This is a genomic window from Lysobacter avium (assembly GCF_015209745.1).
GTDB classification, from domain to species: Bacteria; Pseudomonadota; Gammaproteobacteria; order Xanthomonadales; family Xanthomonadaceae; genus Novilysobacter; species Novilysobacter avium.
In genome coordinates, this window is record NZ_CP063657.1 from 1,526,168 (window position 1) to 1,544,156 (window position 17,989).

Here is a 17,989-nt window from a genome sequence, read left to right on the forward strand (position 1 = left end):
TTGACCGCGTCGTGAACTCCGCCGCTGCGGACTTGCCTGCAGCCGCCGCAGCGGGCCGGTCAGTCCTCGCCTTCCAGCTCCGCCCAGCGCGCGAATGCCTGCTCCAGCTGCACGTGCAGTTGCGCCATCGCCACATTGTGGGCAGCGATCGCATCGGCGTCGCGCTGGTAGAAAGCCGGGTCATTCATCTGTGTGGTCATCTCCGCAATGCGCGCGTCCAGGCCCTCGATCACGCCCGGCAAGGCCTCCAGCTCGCGGGCTTCCTTGTAGGCCAGCTTGCGCTTGGGCTTGCTCGGCGTCGTTGCGGCGGCGGCGATCGGGGAGACCGGCATCGAGGCGGATTTTGCCGCCGTCTCCACCCGCTCCGCCGGACGCTGGCGAACCCAGTCGCTGTAGCCGCCCACGTACTCGCCGACCTTGCCATCGCCTTCCATCACCAGGGTGGAGGTCACGACGTTGTCGATGAAGTCACGGTCATGGCTGACCAGCAGCAGCGTGCCGGGATAGTCGCCGAGGATCTCCTCCAGCAGCTCCAGCGTCTCCACGTCCAGATCGTTGGTGGGCTCGTCCATCACCAGCAGGTTGGACGGTTGGGCGAACAGCTTGGCCAGCAGCAGGCGGTTGCGCTCACCGCCCGACAGGCGGGTGATGGGCGCGCGCGCACGCTCCGGTGTGAACAGGAAGTCCTGCAGGTAGCCGATCACGTGTTTCTGCTTGCCGCCGACCTCGACGAACTCGCGGCCTTCGGAGACGTTCTCCAGTGCGTTCCAGTCCTCGCGCAGCGTCGCCCGGTACTGGTCGAAGTAGGCGATCTGCAGGTTGCTGCCGGAGCGGACCTCGCCGGAAAGGGGCTGCAGTTCGCCCAGCAAGACCTTCAGCAGCGTGGTCTTGCCGCTGCCGTTGGGGCCGATCAGGCCGATGCGGTCGCCGCGGAAGATCGTCGTGGAGACGTCCTTCAACAGCGGCTTGCCGCCGAAATCGAAGAACACCGACTTGGCTTCGATGACCTTCTTGCCCGAGGACTCGGCCTGGGCCAGGTCCATGCGCACGTTGCCGACCGCATCGCGGCGCTTCGCGCGCTCGGACCGCATGGCCTCGAGCCGGCGCACACGGCCTTCATCGCGGGTCCGCCGCGCCTTGATGCCCTGACGGATCCAGATCTCTTCCTGCACCAGCATCTTGTCGAAGCGTGCATTCTCCTGCGCTTCGGCATTGAGCCGCTCTTCGCGGCGACGCTCGTAGTTGGCCCAGTCGCCGGGCCAGCTGGTGACCTGGCCGCGGTCGATCTCCACGATCCGGGTCGCCAGCGCGCGCAGGAACCGCCGGTCATGGGTCACGAACAGCAGCGCGCCTTTCCACGAATTTTTGAGGAAGTCCTCAAGCCAGTCGATCGCCTCGATGTCCAGATGGTTGGTCGGCTCGTCCAGCAGCAGCAGGTCGGGCGCCGAGACCAGCGATCGGGCCAACAACACACGGCGCTTCATGCCGCCGGACAGGCCGGAAAACTCGGCGTCGCCGTCCAGGCCCAGGCGGTCCAGGGTCTCCACGACCTTCTGGTCGGCGCCCCAGCCGTCGGCCGCTTCGATCTTGGCCTGCACGTCGGACAGCGCATCACCGTCGAACACGTCGGCGTGGCTGATCCGGTGGTACTCGGCCAGCCAGGAACCCAGCTCGCCCATGCCGCTGGCGACCACGTTGAACACGGTACCGCCAGCGTCGGGCGGGACCTCCTGTTCCAAGCGCGCGATACGGCGACCGCTGGCACGGCGGATCTCGCCGTCGTCGGGCTGGATATCGCCCGCCATCAGGCGCATGAGGGTGGACTTGCCGGCGCCGTTGCGGCCGATCAGGGCGATGCGCTCGCCGGGTTCAATGGACAGCTCGACGTTCTCGAGCAGGAGCGGGCCGCCGACGCTGTAGTCGACGCTATTCAGGGTGATCAATGACATGCCGCTATTCTACGCGGCCCGCGAATCCGGTAGCAGGGAATCGCGCATACTGGGCGGTGCGGACCGCAAAGGTCCGTCTGCCCACTCAGCGGCGCTACCGGAGATCGACATGGCAAAGGGCATGGACCAGAAGAAGGACGAGAAGAAAAAGCCGTCCAAGACGATGAAAGAGAAGAAGGCGGAGAAGCGCGACAAGAAAGCCGGGAAAGCCTTCACTCCGGCCTGATCGCAGCTGTCCGGTTGATGCCGCGGGACCGGCGCCTCAGGAACTGCACGAGAGCATCGAGCAGCCCGCCTTGTCGCGGGCCCAATCCGGCCTGCGGGCGGCGAATGGCTCCCGGCCGGGTTGATCCTCGTACGGCCGGCGCATTACCTCCAGCAGCTCGGTGATTCCGTCCATGTCGCCACGGGTGGCCCGATCGATCGCCTGCTGGGCCAGGTAGTTGCGCAGCACATAGCGCGGATTGGCGGCACGCATGATCCGCCGGCGTTGCTCCGGATCCAGTCCGTCGGCCGCCAGGCGCACCTGATAGAGCTTCATCCAGTCCCGGAATGCGGCCGCTGACGCGACGCGCTTGTCCGCGTCGTAGAACGCGTGGATAAATGCTGGGCTGTCCATCGCCCCGTCGAGTGCATCCGGGTCGTGGTCCGACAGCGCGCGGAAGAACAGTGTCATGTCGACCTCGGCCTCAACCAGCAGCTCCTGCAAGGCCTGCATCAACGCGCTGTCGCCCTCGCGGTAAGCGGCCAGACCGAGCTTGCGCACCGTGTTGTCGCGATCAGCGGCGTTGTAGGCATCCACGTAGGCCTGCAGCCCCGCCTGCAACGGTGCGGGGTCGCCGAACAAGGGCGCCAGCGCGCCGGCCAGTCGCCCCAGGTTCCAGTACGCCACGGCGGGCTGCTGGCCAAAGCGGTAGCGCTTGCGCCGCGCGTCGGTGGTGTTGGGGGTCCAGCCTGGATCGAAGTTGTCGATCCATCCGTAGGGGCCGTAATCGATGGTCAGGCCAAGGATCGACATGTTGTCGGTGTTCAGCACGCCGTGCACGAAACCCACACGCATCCAGTGCGCCACCATGACCGCGCTACGTCGGCAGATCTCGGCGAACCACGCTGCGTGGAAGGCTTCCCCCTCGCAGTCCAGCTCGGGGAAGTCACGGCGGATGCAGAAATCGACCAGCTGCCGCAGCAGGACGGTGTCGCCACGCGATGCAGGCAGCTCGAAACTGCCGAAGCGCAGGAAGGACGGCGCCACGCGGCAGACGATCGCGCCGGGCTCCGGCGCGGCGCGGCCGTCGTAGAACATGTCGCGGACAACCTGCTCGCCGGTGCCGATCAGGCACAACGCTCGGGTAGTCGGCACGCCCAGATGGTGCATCGCCTCGCTGCACAGGAACTCGCGGATCGAGGAACGCAGCACCGCCCGCCCATCCGCGCTACGCGAATACGGCGTCGGTCCGGCGCCCTTGAGCTGCAGCTCCCAGCGCTCGCCCGCTTCCGTCACGACTTCGCCCAGGCTGATGGCGCGGCCGTCGCCCAACTGCCCGGCCCACACCCCGAACTGGTGGCCACCGTAATTGGCCGCGTACGGCTGCATGCCGGCGAGCAGGGCATTGCCGCTGAACACGTCCGCGAACCGCTGTGTATCGGCCGAAGCCTCAGTCAGCCCCAGGCGCGCGAGCATTTCCGCCGAGTACGCCAGCACGCGCGGTGCGGGAACCGGTGTGGGCTGCACCGCCGACCATGCTGCGCCCTCGACCTGGCGCACGCCGGCCGAGGGATCCGGATCGCCGGGAAGGTCGCGCACGAACGCGTTGTCGAAATTAAGATCAAGCATCAATTTTCACCGCATTGGACCCGCCGGTTGGCACGGGCCTTCCCATCCTAAGCGCTTGTCTGCGACGTTCCCGTCGCCGCCCCGGTGCGCACGGAGCGCATGTCCTAGACTGGTGCGAACACACCGAAGGAAAAATGCCGATGGCGAAGCCGAATTATTCGTTTGAAAAGCGTCAGCGAGAAATCGCCAAGAAGAAAAAGAAAGAAGAAAAGCTCTCGCGCAAGCAGGCCGACAAGCCGGACGACGACGGCGATGAGCCCGGCGCAGATGACGGAGCTGGAGCGCCCTCGACCCAGCAGGGCTGAAGCTCGGAAAGCGGTTCCGTGCCCGCTGGAGTGCGTTTGTTCGGCGTCACCTGCTTAGCGGCAGCTGACCCGGACCGCGCCGGATCACAATTCGCGTCGCGCCGACGGGCTGCGGACGTTAAACTGTGCGGTCTACCCGACCGGCCCAGCCGGCGCTGCCGAGAACTGCGATGAGCGCCGAAACGCCCGCTACCCCCGATTCCCCCCCCGACACTCCGTTGAACTTCGATGGCCTGGCCCTGCCCGAGACACTGCGGCAGGCCATCAGCGCGCTGGGTTACGAGTCGCCCTCGCCGATCCAGGCCGCCACCATCCCGCCGCTGATGCAGGGCCGCGACGTCATCGGCCAGGCGCAGACCGGCACCGGCAAGACGGCGGCATTCGCGCTGCCAATCCTGGCGCGCATCGATCCTGCGCAGAAGACCCCGCAGGCGTTGGTGCTGGCACCGACCCGCGAACTGGCGATCCAGGTCGCCGAGGCGTTCCAGAGCTACGCCTCGCACATGAAGGGCTTCCACGTGCTGCCGATCTACGGCGGCCAGAGCTACTACCCGCAGCTGCAGGCGCTCAAGCGCGGCGTGCAGGTCATCGTCGGCACGCCGGGTCGCGTCATCGACCACCTGGACCGCGGCTCGCTGGACATCTCCGCGCTGCGATTCCTGGTGCTGGACGAGGCCGACGAGATGCTGCGCATGGGCTTCATCGACGACGTCGAGAAGGTCCTCAAGAAGACGCCGGAAACCCGCCAGGTCGCGCTGTTCTCGGCCACCATGCCGGTGCAGATCCGGCGCATCGCCCAGACCTACCTGAAAGAGCCGGTCGAGATCGCGATCAAGAACAAGACCAGCACGGCCGACAACATCCGTCAGCGTTACTGGGCCGTCAGCGGCGTGCAGAAGCTCGACGCGCTGACCCGGATCCTGGAGGCCGAGCCGTTCGACGCGATGATCGTGTTCGCCCGCACCAAGCTGGGCACCGATGAGCTCGCCTCCAAACTCGCCGCCCGCGGCATTGCCGCCGCGGCCATCAACGGCGACGTTCAGCAGGCGCAGCGCGAGAAGACCATCCAGAACCTCAAGGACGGCAAGATCGACGTGCTGGTCGCGACCGACGTCGCCGCCCGCGGGCTGGACGTGGACCGCATCAGCCACGTGCTCAACTACGACATCCCGTACGACACCGAGAGCTATGTCCACCGCATCGGCCGCACCGGGCGCGCCGGGCGCAAGGGCGAGGCGATCCTGTTCGTAGCCCCGCGCGAGCGCGGCATGCTGCGCGCCATCGAGCGCGCCACGCGCCAGCCGATCCAGCAGATGGAGCTGCCCTCCATCGAGACGGTGAACGAGCAGCGCGTCTCCAAGTTCCTCGACCGCATCACCGACACCCTGGCCGACAACGACCTGGGCCTGTTCCGCGAGCTGATCGAGCGCTACGAGCGCGAGCAGAACGTGCCTGCGGTGGAAATCGCCGCCGCACTGGCCAAGCTGTTCCAGGGCGATCACCCGCTGCTGTTGGCGCCTCCACCGCCGCGGGCCAAATACGAGCCGCGCCCGGACCCGCGTGGAGCCAGCCCGCGCGACGTCGGTCACCGCGGCCAGCCGCCGCGGCCGCCCCGCCAGCAGCGTCCCGAGCGCGACGTCGCACCGCGGAGCTTCGACGAGCGCCACTCCGCGCCGGCGTCGCAGCATCCGCGTACGTTCGAGGAGGGCCGCCCCAAGCCGCCACGCTCAGCCCCGCAGCCACCCGCGCGCCCGAGTGGCGCCAACGCCGCAGAAGCCATGTTCGACGACGCCGCACCGGCAGCGCCGTCGCAGCCGGCACGCAGCGCGCCTTCGGCGCCGCCGCAGCGCAACGCACCGCGCACCGACGAGATCGGCATGGAGACGTTCCGCATCGAAGTCGGGCATGAGCACGGCGTGCAGCCGGGCAACATCGTCGGCGCGATCGCGAACGAGGCCGACCTGGAAAGCCGCTACATCGGCCGGATCGACATTCGCGACGACTACAGCCTGGTCGACCTGCCCGAAGGCATGCCGCACGAGTTGATGGAACACCTCAAGCGGGTCTATGTGGCCGGCCAGGCCTTGCGCATCCGCCACGCGGACGAGCGCGACAACACCGGCGGGCGCGCCGCCCGACCCAACTCGCCGCGTCCGCCGCAGGCCCGACCGTCCGGCCCACGTGGACCGCATGCCGGCAAGCCAGCCGGTGGCAAACCGGGCAATTTCGCGCCGCGCAAGCCGTTCAAGCCGCGCTGATCGGCTTCGGGAGTTCCAGGGCCAGCGCGCTCCGGAACTCCCGCGCATCCCCGGTCAGCGGGTCCATGAACGCCAGCGACCGCGCCAGCAGCTTGAGCGGGAACGAGTACCTGTCGGCTGCCTGCTCCTGCAGGTCCGGATAGAAGGCGTCGTTGATGATCGGCGCGCCCAGCGTCGCCATGTGCACCCGTAACTGGTGCTTTTTGCCGGTGACCGGTTCAAGCGCGTAGCGCCAGACGTCGCCATCGCGGTCGAGCACGTCGATCCGGCTTTCGCTGTTGGCCTCGCCGGGTACTTCGCGCATGCGGAAGAACGGCTCGCCGCGCTCCAGGCGGCTGCGGCGGACCAGGGGAAACCGGGTGTTGGGTAGCGCCGGCGCCAGCGCCTCGTAGTGTTTGCGGATTGCCCGGTCCCGAAACAGCCCCTGATAGGCGTCCCGGGTCGCCGGATTGACTGAGAACATCACCAGCCCGGCGGTACCCCGATCGATGCGGTGCAACGGGACGATATCCGCGTTTTTCAGGGTTTGCTGCAGCCGGAACAGCAGGCTCTCGCGCACGTACGCGCCCGCTGGCATCACCGGCAGGAAGTGCGGCTTGTCCACCACCAGCAGGTCGGCATCTTCATGCAGGACCTGTTCGGTGAACGGTATGGCCAGCTCGTCCACCACCTCGCGGTAGTAGTACAGCGTCATCCCTGCGGTGACCCTTGCGTGCGCGGCAAGCGGGAGCCCCGCGTCATCCAGCACCCGGCCCTGCGCGAACCGGCTGCGCCACGTAGCCTCATCAATCCGGGGAAACCGTGCACGCAACGCGTCGACCGCGGACGAGGACGATCCCTCCGGCAGCTGCACACGGCTGGCGGGTACGCCATCGATTGGGGCGGGTCGGGGTTTCATCCCGCAAGCGTACGGGAGGCCGGGCGGCGGGACAGACCACGCCGCAAGAAGTTCCCACCATCACCTCGCCTTCACGCGGCATTGCCGCGCTTGGCCTAGCTTGGTCGTTGCGGGGCCATTCATCCATGGACGGGCCGCGGGCCTTGCGACTCATGCGGCGCGCCACGAACCCGGGAGGAATGACATGTCCAGGAGCGCATCCCTTGTCATCGTCGCTTTGACTGTTTTCGCATTCGCGGCCTGCACGCGCGCGCCCATGCCGCCGGACCGCACGACTACAGCCAGTACCGCGGACACCACCGTGGCCCCGGGGGAAACCGTTGCCCAGCTGATTGCATTTGACCAACAGGCCGTGGCGATGGCCGAGCAGGCACGGCAGCACGAGCAGCTGGACCAAGGGGTGGCCGACCTGGCCGAGCAGATTTCCATGCACCACCGGCGGAATATGACCCAGACCCGCGCCCTGGGGGACGCCGAAGCTCTGGACGTGAACGACACGCCCGCCGTCCGCAACCAGCGCGTTGAGGAGGAAAAGCGCCTCAAGGCCTTGGCCGAACTCGACCCGGACGCTTACCAGCGCGGATATCTGGATGCGGTCATCGAGACCCACGAGCAAGCCCTGGAGTGGATCGGTGAGCGCCTGGAGGCAACAGACAACGACGCGATCCGCAAGCATCTTGAACGCACCCGCGACAACTACGATGAACACATGAAAGCGGCGATGGCCTTGCGAGACAAGTGAGCCGGCTGCGCCGGCGCAGCGGCCGCGGATCCAGTCCGCCAATCGTGTAGTCGCGTTGCGGCTCGCCGGTTGCCGGGTGGACGTCTATCCTGTGCGTCCGGTTCCTGGGCCCCACGATTGATGTCCACCACTCCGACGCACTCCCCTGGGGCCTCTCCCACGCCCGATGCCGCCCCCACCTCGCTCCTGCCAGGCCTGGCGCTGGCGACGGTGGTCGCCCTGGTGGCGTTGCTGCTCGGCCGCTGGCTGCCGTTGGTGGGCGGGCCCGTATTCGGGATCGTGCTCGGCGTGCTCATCCGCAACACGGCCGCTCCTCCGGATACGTGCCAGCCGGGCATCCGCTTCGCCGGCAAGAAGATCCTGCAATGGTCGATCATCGCGCTCGGGTTCGGCCTCAGCCTGACCCAGGTGGCAAGGACGGGGATGGAGTCGCTCACCATCACCGCCGTGACGATCGTTGCGGCGTTCACGTCGGCCCTGGTGTTGGGCAAGCTGCTCAACATCCCGTCGAAACTGAAGCTGCTGATCGGCGCGGGAACCGCGATCTGCGGCGGCTCCGCCATTGCCGCCGTCACGCCGATCATCAAGGCCGACGAGCACGACACCGCCTTCGCGATCTCCACGATCTTTCTTTTCAACCTGGTGGCGGTGCTGGTGTTCCCGGCGCTGGGCCACCTGATGGACCTCAGCCAGCAGGGATTCGGCCTGTGGGCCGGCACCGCGATCAACGACACCTCATCGGTCGTGGCCGCCGGCTACAGCTATGGCAAGGAGGCCGGCGACCACGCGACCATCGTCAAGCTCACCCGGGCGACTCTTATCATCCCGATGTGCCTGATCCTGGCCGCGATCGAGGCGTGGAAACACAAGAAAAGTGGCGCCAGCGATTTCCGGCTGTCGGCCATCGTCCCGTGGTTCATCCTGTGGTTCGTGGTCGCCTCTGCCGCGCGCACGCTCGGGCTGATCCCCGAAGCGGTGCAGCCTGCCATCCATGTCGCCGCCAATTTCCTGATCATCATGGCGCTGACCGCCATCGGCCTGTCGGCCGACCTGCGGCGGATGGCGGGCACCGGCTTCAAGCCGATCGCGCTGGGGCTGGGCGTGTGGATCGCGGTGGCGGTTTCCAGCTTGGCGGTCCAGTTCGCCACCGGACAGGTTTAAACCGGCACCGCGAGGCCGCACCGCATAGAATGGCGGGCTACCTTCCGCGAGTCCGTCATGGCAGCCAATTCCACCGTCGTCAAAGCCGAGCTGCAGATCAGCGACATGGACCGGCATTACTACGCCACCCATACGCTGACGCTGGCCCAGCATCCGTCCGAAACCGATGCGCGCCTGATGGTGCGCCTGCTCGCCTTCGCACTGTATGCCGACGAGCGGCTGGAGTTCGGCCGCGGGATCAGCAACGAGGATGAGCCGGATCTATGGCAGCGCGATTACGTCGGCGACATCGGCCTGTGGATCGACCTGGGCCATCCCGACGAGTCGCGGATCAAGAAGTCCTGCGCCAAGGCCGAACAGGTCGTGGTGGTGAACTACGGCGGCAACGCCTCGGATATCTGGTGGGACAAGATCGCCAGTTCCGTGTCGCGCCTGAAGAACCTCACCGTTCTCGACATCCCCAGCCACGTGGTCGATGCGTTGCCGGCGATCGGCGAGCGCGGCATGCGTCTGAACGTGCTGATCCAGGACGGCGAACTGCAGCTGATGGGCGATCGCGGCAGCACATCGCTGCGCCCCACCGTGCGCATGGCGCCCAGCACCGACTGAACCGGTGGCGGCGCCTGATTCCAGTGGTCCTGCGGGCGTCCGCGAAGTAGACGTGATCGTGGTCGGCGGCGGCGCGGCCGGCCTGATGTGCGCGATCACCGCCGGCCGGCGTGGCAAGCGCGTCGTGGTGGTCGAGCATGCCAACCGGGTCGGCAAGAAGATCCTGATGTCAGGCGGCGGTCGCTGCAATTTCACCAATACCGGTACCAGTCCGGCCAACTTTCTGTCGGCCAACCCGCACTTCTGCAAGTCCGCCCTCGCCCGCTATACGCCGTGGCATTTCCTCGACATGGTCGACAGCCATCGCGTCGCCTGGCACGAGAAGGAGCTCGGCCAGCTGTTCTGCGACGAGTCCTCCAAGCTGATCGTGAAGATGCTGCTGGACGAGTGCAGCGCGGCGGGCGTGCAGGTGCAGACGGGTTGCAGCGTCCGCAAAATCGAGCGACTCCGCGCGCCCGACGACGTCCCGGAGAGTGCGCACGACGGGTTCGTGGTCGACACGAGCCTGACTCAATTCCGCGCGCCGGCGCTGGTGGTCGCCAGTGGCGGACTGTCCATTCCCAGCATGGGTGCCAGCGGTTTCGGCTACGAAGTGGCCAAGCAGTTCGGCCACGCCGTCCTTCCACTGCGCGCCGGCCTCGTTCCGCTGACCCTCAGCGGCAAGCACCAGGAGCGCCTGGCCGATCTGAGCGGCGTCTCGCTGCGTGTTACCGCCACCGCCGGCGGTCAGTCCTTCAGCAATTTCCTGCTGGTCACGCACCGTGGCATCAGTGGCCCGGCGATCCTCCAGGTCTCGTCGTACTGGCAGCCCTGCGAGGACCTGCAGCTCGACCTGCTGCCCGATACCGATGCTCTGACCACCCTGCAGCACATGCAGCGCGCGCGGCCCGCGGCCGAGTTGAAAACGTTGCTGGCCGAGCTCTTTCCCAAGCGTTTTGCCCAGCGCCTGTGCGAGACGTGGCTGGGCCATCTGCAGCCCGCCCGGCCCATACGCCAGTTCAACCCTCCGGAGCTGCAGGAAGTGGCCGCCGTGCTGCACCGTTTGCCGCTGGTGGCCAGCGGCACGGAGGGCTACCGCACCGCCGAGGTGACCCTGGGCGGCGTCGATACCCATGGTGTGTCATCGACTACGATGGAGTCCCGCCACGTGCCGGGGCTGTATTTCATCGGCGAGGTGCTGGACGTGACCGGCTGGCTGGGCGGCTACAACTTCCAGTGGGCGTGGGCGTCGGGCCACGCCGCCGGCAGCGCGGTCTAGAGCTCGAAGCGCTCGTTCTCCGACAGGCTGGCCGGATCGTTGGTGACTGCCGTCAGGGCGATGTAGAGCGCCTTGCCAAAAATGCTGCCCGGACCGTCCCAGTATTCGGCGCTGTCCACTTCGACCCGGATCAGGCACAGGTCGGGATCGTCCTTGCCGCCCGGGAAAAACAGCTTCATCGCTGGCGACCACAACTCCTCGATCTTGGCCCGGTCGCTCACAATCGACGCGCGCCCCGCCACGGACAGATAGCTGTTCTTGCTGGTGGACGCGTAGGAGACGTTGACCTGCGGATTGGCGGTGATCTCGGCAACCTTGTCGCTGTTCCGGCCGGTGGCAAACCAGAGGTCCCCATCGAACTCGACCTCCTGCGTGCCCAGCGGTCGACTGACCAGGCGGCCGTCGCGGGCGATGGTGGTCATCATCGCCACGTCCACGTCGTGGATCAGTTCGGCCAGGTGCTTGATGTGGGCGGCGCGGTCAATGCTGGGTGTGCTCATGGAAGACTCCGGAGGCCGCTCAAGCGGCGGCAAGGCAGCCATCCAATCGCATGTGGCGAAAAGACCCGGTGAATGGTGGTGCCCGGCAACAACGCCGCGCGACCAGTCAAGCCGAAGTCAGTACTCCTCGGCCGCCGCCTCGCGTCCCTGCTGGCGGATCAGCGCTTCCTCGCGCGCGTCACGGATGGCCAGCTGGATGCTGTCCAGGTCCGCGCTGGACTCGTCGAACGCGAACTCGCCGGTGAGCACGCTGTCGGGCCGCAGCTCGCCCTTCTCGTACAACGCCCACATCTCTTCGGCGTAGTGGGTCGACAACAGTTCCGGTGCAATCCGTCCAAGGCTGAGGGTGAGGTTGTTGACGTCACGCTGAAGCATCTTGCGCGCGGCGTTGTTGCCCGATGCGCTGACCACCTGCGGAAAATCGATCACTACCGGACCGTCCGGCCCGACCAGCACGTTGTACTCGGACAGATCGCCGTGGATCAGGTCGATGCACAGCATCAGCACGACCTGGCGCACCAGGAAGGCGTGGTATTCGCGGGCCTGCGCGGCGGTCAGCTCGACCTCGCCCAGGCGCGCGGCGGAATGGCCCTCGGCGTCGGTGACCAGCTCCATCACCAGCACGCCGTTGTAATAGCCGCGCGGTGCAGGAACCCGCACCCCGGCATCGGCCAGGCGATACAGCGCGTCGACCTCGGTGTTCTTCCAGGCGGCCTCCTGCTCCTTGCGGCCGAACTTGCTCGCCTTGGTGATCGCGCGCTGCTCGCGGCTGCCGCGGACCTTGCGTCCTTCCTGGTACTGCACGCGCTGCTGGAAGCTGCGCTGGGCCATGTCCTTGTAGACCTTGGCGCACAGGATCTCGTCACCGGAACGGACCACGTAAACGTCTGCTTCCTTGCCGCTCTTGAGCGGGCGCAGCACTTCATCGATCACGCCTTCATCGATCAACGGCTGCAAGCCGGCGGGGGTCTTCATGTTTGACGTTCGGCCTTGGACGGCCGGCCAGTATGGTCGATTGGCCGCGATCTGGCCCGGATCGCGCTGAACGCGTCCCCGATGGGCGGTATCGTTGGCCTCCCGAAGCCGCCAGCGAAGCCGTTACCTTGAAGTCCTTTTCGACCCGCAAACCCGCGCGCGCCGCATCCACTTTTCTGCTGGCTCTCGCCCTCGCCGGCACCATGCTGGCCGGATGCTCGCCATCCACTCCGCCTGCGCCGCCCAACGGCAGCGTGGCCGAACTGCAGCGCATCGATCTGGTCGACGGCACCGGCGCGGTGGCGGCCGCGGGCGATGAGGTCAGCGTCCACTACACCGGCTGGGTGTACGACCAGGACGCGCCGGAAAACCGAGGCGCGCAATTCGACAGCTCGCGCGAGCGCGGCACGCCGATCGAGTTCGTGCTGGGCGCCGGCCGGGTGATCCGCGGCTGGGATGACGGCGTCGCCGGCATGCGGGTCGGCGGCAAGCGCGTGCTGCTGATACCCGCCGCGCTGGGCTACGGGAGCCGGGGCGCCGGCGGCGTGATTCCGCCGGACGCCTCGCTGGTGTTCGAGGTCGAACTGATGGACGTCAGCAAGAAGCACTGAGCCGGCGCCCGGCCGCGGATCGAGCGTCAGTTCTTCGCCATCGCTTCGGCGGCAATCTCGAACGAGCGCACCCTCGCCGCGTGGTCGAAGATGTTCGCGGTGAGCAGCAGCTCATCGGGCCGGTGACGTTCGATGAAGGCGGCGATGCCTTTGCGCACAGTGTCGATATCACCGACCACCGCGCAGGCCAGCGCACGGCCCACGCCTTCCTTCTCCTGCGGTGTCCACCACGCGTCGATGTCGTCGATCGGCGGCGGCACCAGGCCGATGTCGCCCCGGCGCAGCTTCGCGAACGCCTGCTGCTGGGTGGTGAACAGGCGTCGCGCCTCGGCGTCGGTCTCGGCGGCGACCACATTCAGCGCCAGCATCGCGTGCGGCTTGTCCAGGCGCGCCGACGGCGTGAACTCGCCGTGGTACAGGGCCAGCGCGTCGTCCATCGCGTCGGGCGCAAAATGCGATGCGAATGCGAACGGCAGGCCCATCGCCGCCGACAGCCGCGCACTGAACAGGCTGGAGCCCAGCAGCCAGACCGGGACCTGGATCCCGGCACCGGGCACGGCGCGCACCGGTTGGCCGGGTTTGGCCGGACGGAAGAAGCCGAGCAGCTCGGCGACGTCGTGCGGGAACGCGTCGGCGCCCTCGTGGTAGCGCCGCAGCGCGCGCACGGTCGCCTGGTCGGTTCCGGGCGCTCGGCCCAGGCCAAGGTCGATTCGGTCCGGGTACAACGACGCCAGGGTGCCGAACTGCTCCGCCACCTGAAGCGGTGAGTGGTTGGGCAGCATGATGCCGCCGGCGCCGACGCGGATCGTCGAGGTGCCGCCGGCGACATAGCCAATCAGGACCGCGGTCGCCGCGCTGGCGATGCCGGGCATGTTGTGGTGTTCGGCCAGCCAGAAGCGCTGGTAGCCCAGGCGCTCGGCGTTGCGCGCCAGATCCAGCGTGTTGGCAAACGCTTGGGGATATCGCTGCCCTCGGTGACGGGGGCAAGGTCGAGCAGGGAATAGGGAATCATGGGGAACACTCGCGGGGGATGGTCCAGTGCCCTTTACATGGGGCCGCCGTGACGGTTTTGCCAACCTGCCTGCCGATACTTCCGCCGCCGGTTCGTAGATAATAGCGATTCTCATTTGTACCCAGCCGAGGTGCCTCCGTGCGACTGCTCCCCCTGACCGCTGTCATCCTGGCCGCGCTTGCCGCCTGCTCCGCCGACAAACCGCCTTCCAGCGATGCCGGCACCGACGCCCCGTCCAGCGATGCCGCGACCGAACTGGTGGTCTATACCTCGCGCAACGAGCAGCTGCTCAAGCCCCTGTTCGACCGTTACACCGAGGAGACCGGAGTCAAGATCACCTACCTGACCGACAAGGCGCCGCCCCTGATGGAGAGGCTCAAGGCCGAAGGCAGCCGCAGCAAGGCGGACGTGTTCATCACCGTGGACGCCGGCAACCTGTGGCAGGCCACCAACATGGACCTGCTGCAGCCGGTGGACTCCCAGCGCCTGCGCGACAACATCCCGGAAAACCTGCGCGACCCGGAGAACCGCTGGTTCGGCCTCTCGGTGCGCGCACGCACGATCATCCACGATCCGGCCGAGGCCCCCGCGGACACGCTGTCGACGTATGAAGACCTCGCCGACCCGAAATGGAAGGGCAAGCTGTGCCTGCGCACCAGCAACTCGGTCTACAACCAGAGCCTGATCGCCACGATGATGGCCAGCCTGGGCGCGGAGAAGACCGAAGAGGTCGTGCGCGGCTGGGTGGCCAATCTGGCGGCGCCACCGATGGCCAGCGACAACGAGGTGATCGACGCGATCGCTGCCGGCCGCTGCGCCGTGGGCATCAGCAACACCTATTACCTGGGTCGCGCGTTGCGCAAGGACGAGGCGCTGCCGGTCACCGTTTTCTGGCCCAACCAGGCCGAGGGCGAGCGCGGCGTGCACGTCAACGTATCGGGCGCAGGCGTCACCCGCCATGCACCGCATCCGCAGGCGGCACGCGAGTTCATCGAGTGGCTTTCCGACGGTGACGCGCAGGAGCTGTTCGCCGGCGAAAACCTGGAATATCCCGCCAACCCGAAGATTGCCACCGATCCGCTGATCAAGGCCTGGGGCGATTACCGCCAGGACCTGATCAACGTCTCCCAGGCCGGGGCGATGCAGGCCGACGCCGTCAAGCTCATGGACCGTGCCGGCTATCGCTGAGCCGTTCACCGCTTCACCGGCAGCGGCAGCGTCCGGCGGCGCGCGCCACGCGCGTGCGCTGCCGGTTCCGCGCGGATGGACGTGGCTCGCGGTCGCGCTGACGCTCCCCAGCCTGATACCGCTGGGGGCGACCCTGGCGGCGCTCGCGCGACCTGAGAGCGAGACGCTGCAGCACCTGTGGCAGTACGTACTGCCGCAGGTCGCCGGCAATACCGCGTGGCTGCTGCTGGGTGTGGGCGCGGGAAGCGCGATCCTGGGTACTGCGCTGGCGGCGCTGGTGGCGCTGTGCGAATTCCCCGGCCGGCGCTGGTTTGCCTGGCTGCTGGTGTTGCCGTTGGCGATGCCCGGCTACGTGCTCGCGGTCGCCTTCATCGGTCTGTTCGACTACGGCGCGCCGTTCACCGCCTGGCTGCGTGAGCACGCCGCATGGCAACTGCCGGATATCCGCTCGCGCGCCGGCCTGATCGCGGTCATGACGCTGGCGCTGTACCCGTACGTGTACCTGGTCGCCCGCGAGGCGTTTGCCAGCCAGGGCGCACGCGCACTGGAGGCGGCGCGCGCGCTGGGAATGGGTCCGTGGCGCGCTTTTTTCCGCGCCAGCCTGCCCATGGCACGGCCGTGGATCGCCGGCGGCACGCTGCTGGTGATGATGGAGACCCTGGCCGACTTCGGCGCGGTGTCCGCGTTCAATTACGACACGTTCACCACCGCGATCTACAAAGCGTGGTTTGCGTTGTTCTCGACCGATACGGCCCTGCAGATCGCCGCGGTTCTGCTCGTCGCGGTGCTGGTGCTGGTCGGCCTGGAAACCGCGTCGCGGCGACGCCAGTCATTTGTCTCCGTCGGTCACGCCAAGGCGCCACGTCTGCAGACGGGACGCAGGGGTTGGTGGGCAACCACCCTGTGCGCGTTGGTGTTGGTCGTCGCGCTCGGCTTGCCGCTCTCGCAGCTCGGCTGGCAGGCGTTGGCGCATCTGGACGACCTGGATCCGCGCTATTTCGCGAGCCTGCGCAACGCGCTGTCGTTGTCGGCCATGGCCGCGGCGCTGACCACCGCAGCGGCCTTCGTCATCGCCCTGGCCGCGCGCGAGCAACCCGGCATGCTCACCACCACTGCCACCCGCATCTCCACCCTGGGCTACGGACTTCCCGGCGCACTGCTGGCCATCGGCTTGTACGTGCCGGTCGCCCGCTTCTCCACCTGGCTCGCCGAGACCCGGGGCTGGGACGTCCCGCTGGAAGGTGGGCTCGTGCTGTTGCTGGTGGCCTACGGCATCCGCTTCCTCGCGGTGGCGCATGCGCCGGTTGCTGGCGGGCTGTTGCGGGTCCGGCCCCGGTTGCTGGAGGCCAGCCGCAGCATGGGCGTCACCGGCGCCCGCCAGTTGCGCGTCGTGCACTGGCCGCTGCTGCGCGGCAGCTTCGCCACCGCCGGCCTGCTGGTGCTGGTCGACACGATGAAGGAAATGCCGATCACCCTCATGATGCGCCCGTTCGGCTGGGACACCCTGGCCACCCGCGTGTTCGAGCTGACCAATGAAGGCGAGTACGCCCGCGCCGCCCTGCCCTCGCTGGCCATCGCGCTGGCGGGGCTGATTCCCGTGATTGCCCTGACCCGTCGAGGACGCGATGCGGCTTGAGATCGACAATGCCGCGGTCGGCTACGACGGCCGCGTGGTGCTTTCCGGAGCCAGCCTGGAGCTGGCCGACGGCCAGATCGGTTGCCTGATCGGGCCCTCGGGCGCGGGCAAGACCACGTTGCTGCGTGCGGTCGCCGGGTTCGAGCCGCTTGCCGCCGGCTGCATCCGCGCCGACGGCGAAGTGCTGGTCGGCAACGGCGTGCACCTGGCGCCGGAAAAACGCCAGATGGGCATGGTGTTCCAGGATCACGCCCTGTTGCCCCACCTCAGCGTGATCGACAACGTCCGCTTCGGCCTGTTCCGCTGGCCGCGTGCGAAGGCGAAATCGCGCGCGGAAGCGATGCTCGACCTGGTGGGTCTGGCCGATTACGCCAGACGCCCACCGCACCAGCTGTCCGGGGGCCAGCAGCAACGTGTCGCCCTGGCCCGGGCGCTGGCGCCGGAGCCACGCATGGTGCTGCTGGACGAGCCGTTTTCCAGCCTCGATCCCGAGCTGCGCGAACGTCTGGCGATCCAGGTCCGCGCCGCGCTGAAGGCGACCGGGATCGGCGCCCTGATGGTCACCCACTCGCAGGCGGAGGCCTTTGCCATGGCCGACCTGGTCGGCGTGATCGGCGAAGGCCGCCTGCAGCAGTGGACCACCGCCTACGATCTTTATCACCGCCCGGCCAACCCGTTCGTGGCCGGCTTCGTCGGCGAAGGCGTGCTGCTGCCGGCGCGCGTGGTGGATGACATGCACGTCGGAACCGGGTTTGGCGTACTCACGTCCGACCACCGGCTGCTCAGCGCGCCCGGCTCACAGGTGCAGATGCTGCTGCGCCCCGATGACGTCATCCACGACGACGACGCCCCGATGCAGGCGCGGATCGTGCGGCGCCATTTCCGCGGCGCCGATTTCCTCTACACCCTGCAGGTGGATGACGGCGAGCAGGTGCAGGCGCTGGTGCCATCCCACCACGACCACGCGGTCGGGCAGGACATCGGCATCCGCCTCGACCTGGAGCACGTGGTCGTGTTCGAGCCGGAGGCCCCGGCCGGCACGCCCTAGCGAAT

At 67.7% G+C, this 17,989-nt stretch carries 15 protein-coding genes and 1 pseudogene; 10 read left to right on the forward strand and 6 right to left on the reverse strand.

Features of this window, described 5'->3' with window-relative positions:
* Positions 1–59 precede the first annotated feature (59 nt).
* The gene (locus INQ42_RS06930) at positions 60–1,949 is read right to left on the reverse strand and encodes an ATP-binding cassette domain-containing protein (protein WP_194033637.1); all 1,890 of its coding nucleotides are present in this window, start codon (positions 1,947–1,949) and stop codon (positions 60–62) included.
* A 262-nt stretch (positions 1,950–2,211) separates the two neighbouring features.
* Positions 2,212–3,783, reverse strand: coding sequence for a protein adenylyltransferase SelO (locus INQ42_RS06935; RefSeq protein WP_194033638.1), 1,572 nt, complete (start codon positions 3,781–3,783; stop codon positions 2,212–2,214).
* Between the two features lie 140 nt (positions 3,784–3,923).
* Here INQ42_RS06935 and INQ42_RS06940 point away from each other — a divergent pair, with 140 nt between their 5' ends.
* Positions 3,924–4,088, forward strand: a complete 165-nt coding sequence (locus INQ42_RS06940) for a hypothetical protein (protein WP_194033639.1) — start codon at positions 3,924–3,926, stop codon at positions 4,086–4,088.
* Positions 4,089–4,258: 170 nt separating this feature from the next.
* Positions 4,259–6,346: a DEAD/DEAH box helicase gene (locus INQ42_RS06945; protein WP_194033640.1), complete on the forward strand. Its 2,088-nt coding sequence runs from the start codon at positions 4,259–4,261 to the stop codon at positions 6,344–6,346.
* On the opposite strand, the gene INQ42_RS06950 is transcribed toward INQ42_RS06945, so the two are convergent.
* On the reverse strand, positions 6,333–7,244 hold the full coding sequence (locus INQ42_RS06950) for a pseudouridine synthase (RefSeq protein ID WP_194033641.1): 912 nt from the start codon (positions 7,242–7,244) through the stop codon (positions 6,333–6,335). The genes INQ42_RS06945 and INQ42_RS06950 overlap by 14 nt on opposite strands.
* A 184-nt stretch (positions 7,245–7,428) precedes the next feature.
* On the opposite strand from INQ42_RS06950, the gene INQ42_RS06955 reads away from it, so the two are divergent.
* The 4 genes from INQ42_RS06955 to INQ42_RS06970 all read left to right on the forward strand — a co-directional run bounded on the left by INQ42_RS06955 (position 7,429) and on the right by INQ42_RS06970 (position 11,014).
* On the forward strand, positions 7,429–7,986 hold the full coding sequence (locus INQ42_RS06955; protein WP_194033642.1) for a DUF4142 domain-containing protein: 558 nt from the start codon (positions 7,429–7,431) through the stop codon (positions 7,984–7,986).
* A gap of 120 nt (positions 7,987–8,106) precedes the next feature.
* Entirely contained in the window at positions 8,107–9,147 is a 1,041-nt protein-coding gene (locus INQ42_RS06960; RefSeq protein ID WP_194033643.1) for a YeiH family protein, read from the forward strand.
* 57 nt (positions 9,148–9,204) lie between these two features.
* Positions 9,205–9,756 carry a YaeQ family protein gene (locus INQ42_RS06965; protein WP_194033644.1) on the forward strand — a complete coding sequence of 184 codons (552 nt, stop codon included), beginning with the start codon at positions 9,205–9,207 and terminating at the stop codon, positions 9,754–9,756.
* Between the two features lie 85 nt (positions 9,757–9,841).
* Complete coding sequence (locus INQ42_RS06970; RefSeq protein ID WP_194035799.1) at positions 9,842–11,014, forward strand: BaiN/RdsA family NAD(P)/FAD-dependent oxidoreductase; 1,173 nt, start codon at positions 9,842–9,844, stop codon at positions 11,012–11,014.
* Here the strand turns inward: INQ42_RS06970 and INQ42_RS06975 are convergent.
* Positions 11,011–11,514 (reverse strand): pyridoxamine 5'-phosphate oxidase family protein, encoded by a 504-nt coding sequence (locus INQ42_RS06975; protein WP_194033645.1) that lies wholly within the window; start codon positions 11,512–11,514, stop codon positions 11,011–11,013. The two genes, INQ42_RS06970 and INQ42_RS06975, sit on opposite strands and share 4 nt — an antisense overlap.
* 117 nt (positions 11,515–11,631) lie before the next feature.
* A complete protein-coding gene (locus INQ42_RS06980) occupies positions 11,632–12,489 on the reverse strand; it encodes a PA4780 family RIO1-like protein kinase (protein WP_194033646.1) in 858 nt (285 codons plus the stop codon).
* A gap of 203 nt (positions 12,490–12,692) precedes the next feature.
* Here INQ42_RS06980 and INQ42_RS06985 point away from each other — a divergent pair, with 203 nt between their 5' ends.
* Positions 12,693–13,100, forward strand: a complete 408-nt coding sequence (locus tag INQ42_RS06985; protein ID WP_194035800.1) for an FKBP-type peptidyl-prolyl cis-trans isomerase — start codon at positions 12,693–12,695, stop codon at positions 13,098–13,100.
* A 26-nt stretch (positions 13,101–13,126) separates the two neighbouring features.
* Here the strand turns inward: INQ42_RS06985 and INQ42_RS06990 are convergent.
* Positions 13,127–14,112, reverse strand: a pseudogene (locus tag INQ42_RS06990) (LLM class flavin-dependent oxidoreductase).
* A gap of 138 nt (positions 14,113–14,250) precedes the next feature.
* Here INQ42_RS06990 and INQ42_RS06995 point away from each other — a divergent pair.
* Genes INQ42_RS06995 through INQ42_RS07005 form a run of 3 tightly spaced genes read left to right on the forward strand, consistent with a single transcriptional unit; the run spans position 14,251 to position 17,984 of the window.
* Entirely contained in the window at positions 14,251–15,300 is a 1,050-nt protein-coding gene (locus INQ42_RS06995) for an extracellular solute-binding protein (protein WP_194033647.1), read from the forward strand.
* Positions 15,284–16,936 carry an ABC transporter permease gene (locus INQ42_RS07000; RefSeq protein ID WP_228064303.1) on the forward strand — a complete coding sequence of 551 codons (1,653 nt, stop codon included), beginning with the start codon at positions 15,284–15,286 and terminating at the stop codon, positions 16,934–16,936. The genes INQ42_RS06995 and INQ42_RS07000 overlap by 17 nt, the downstream gene beginning before the upstream one ends.
* A complete protein-coding gene (locus tag INQ42_RS07005; RefSeq protein ID WP_194033648.1) occupies positions 16,926–17,984 on the forward strand; it encodes an ABC transporter ATP-binding protein in 1,059 nt (352 codons plus the stop codon). Before INQ42_RS07000 ends, INQ42_RS07005 begins: the two co-directional genes overlap by 11 nt.
* Positions 17,985–17,989: the final 5 nt, after the last annotated feature.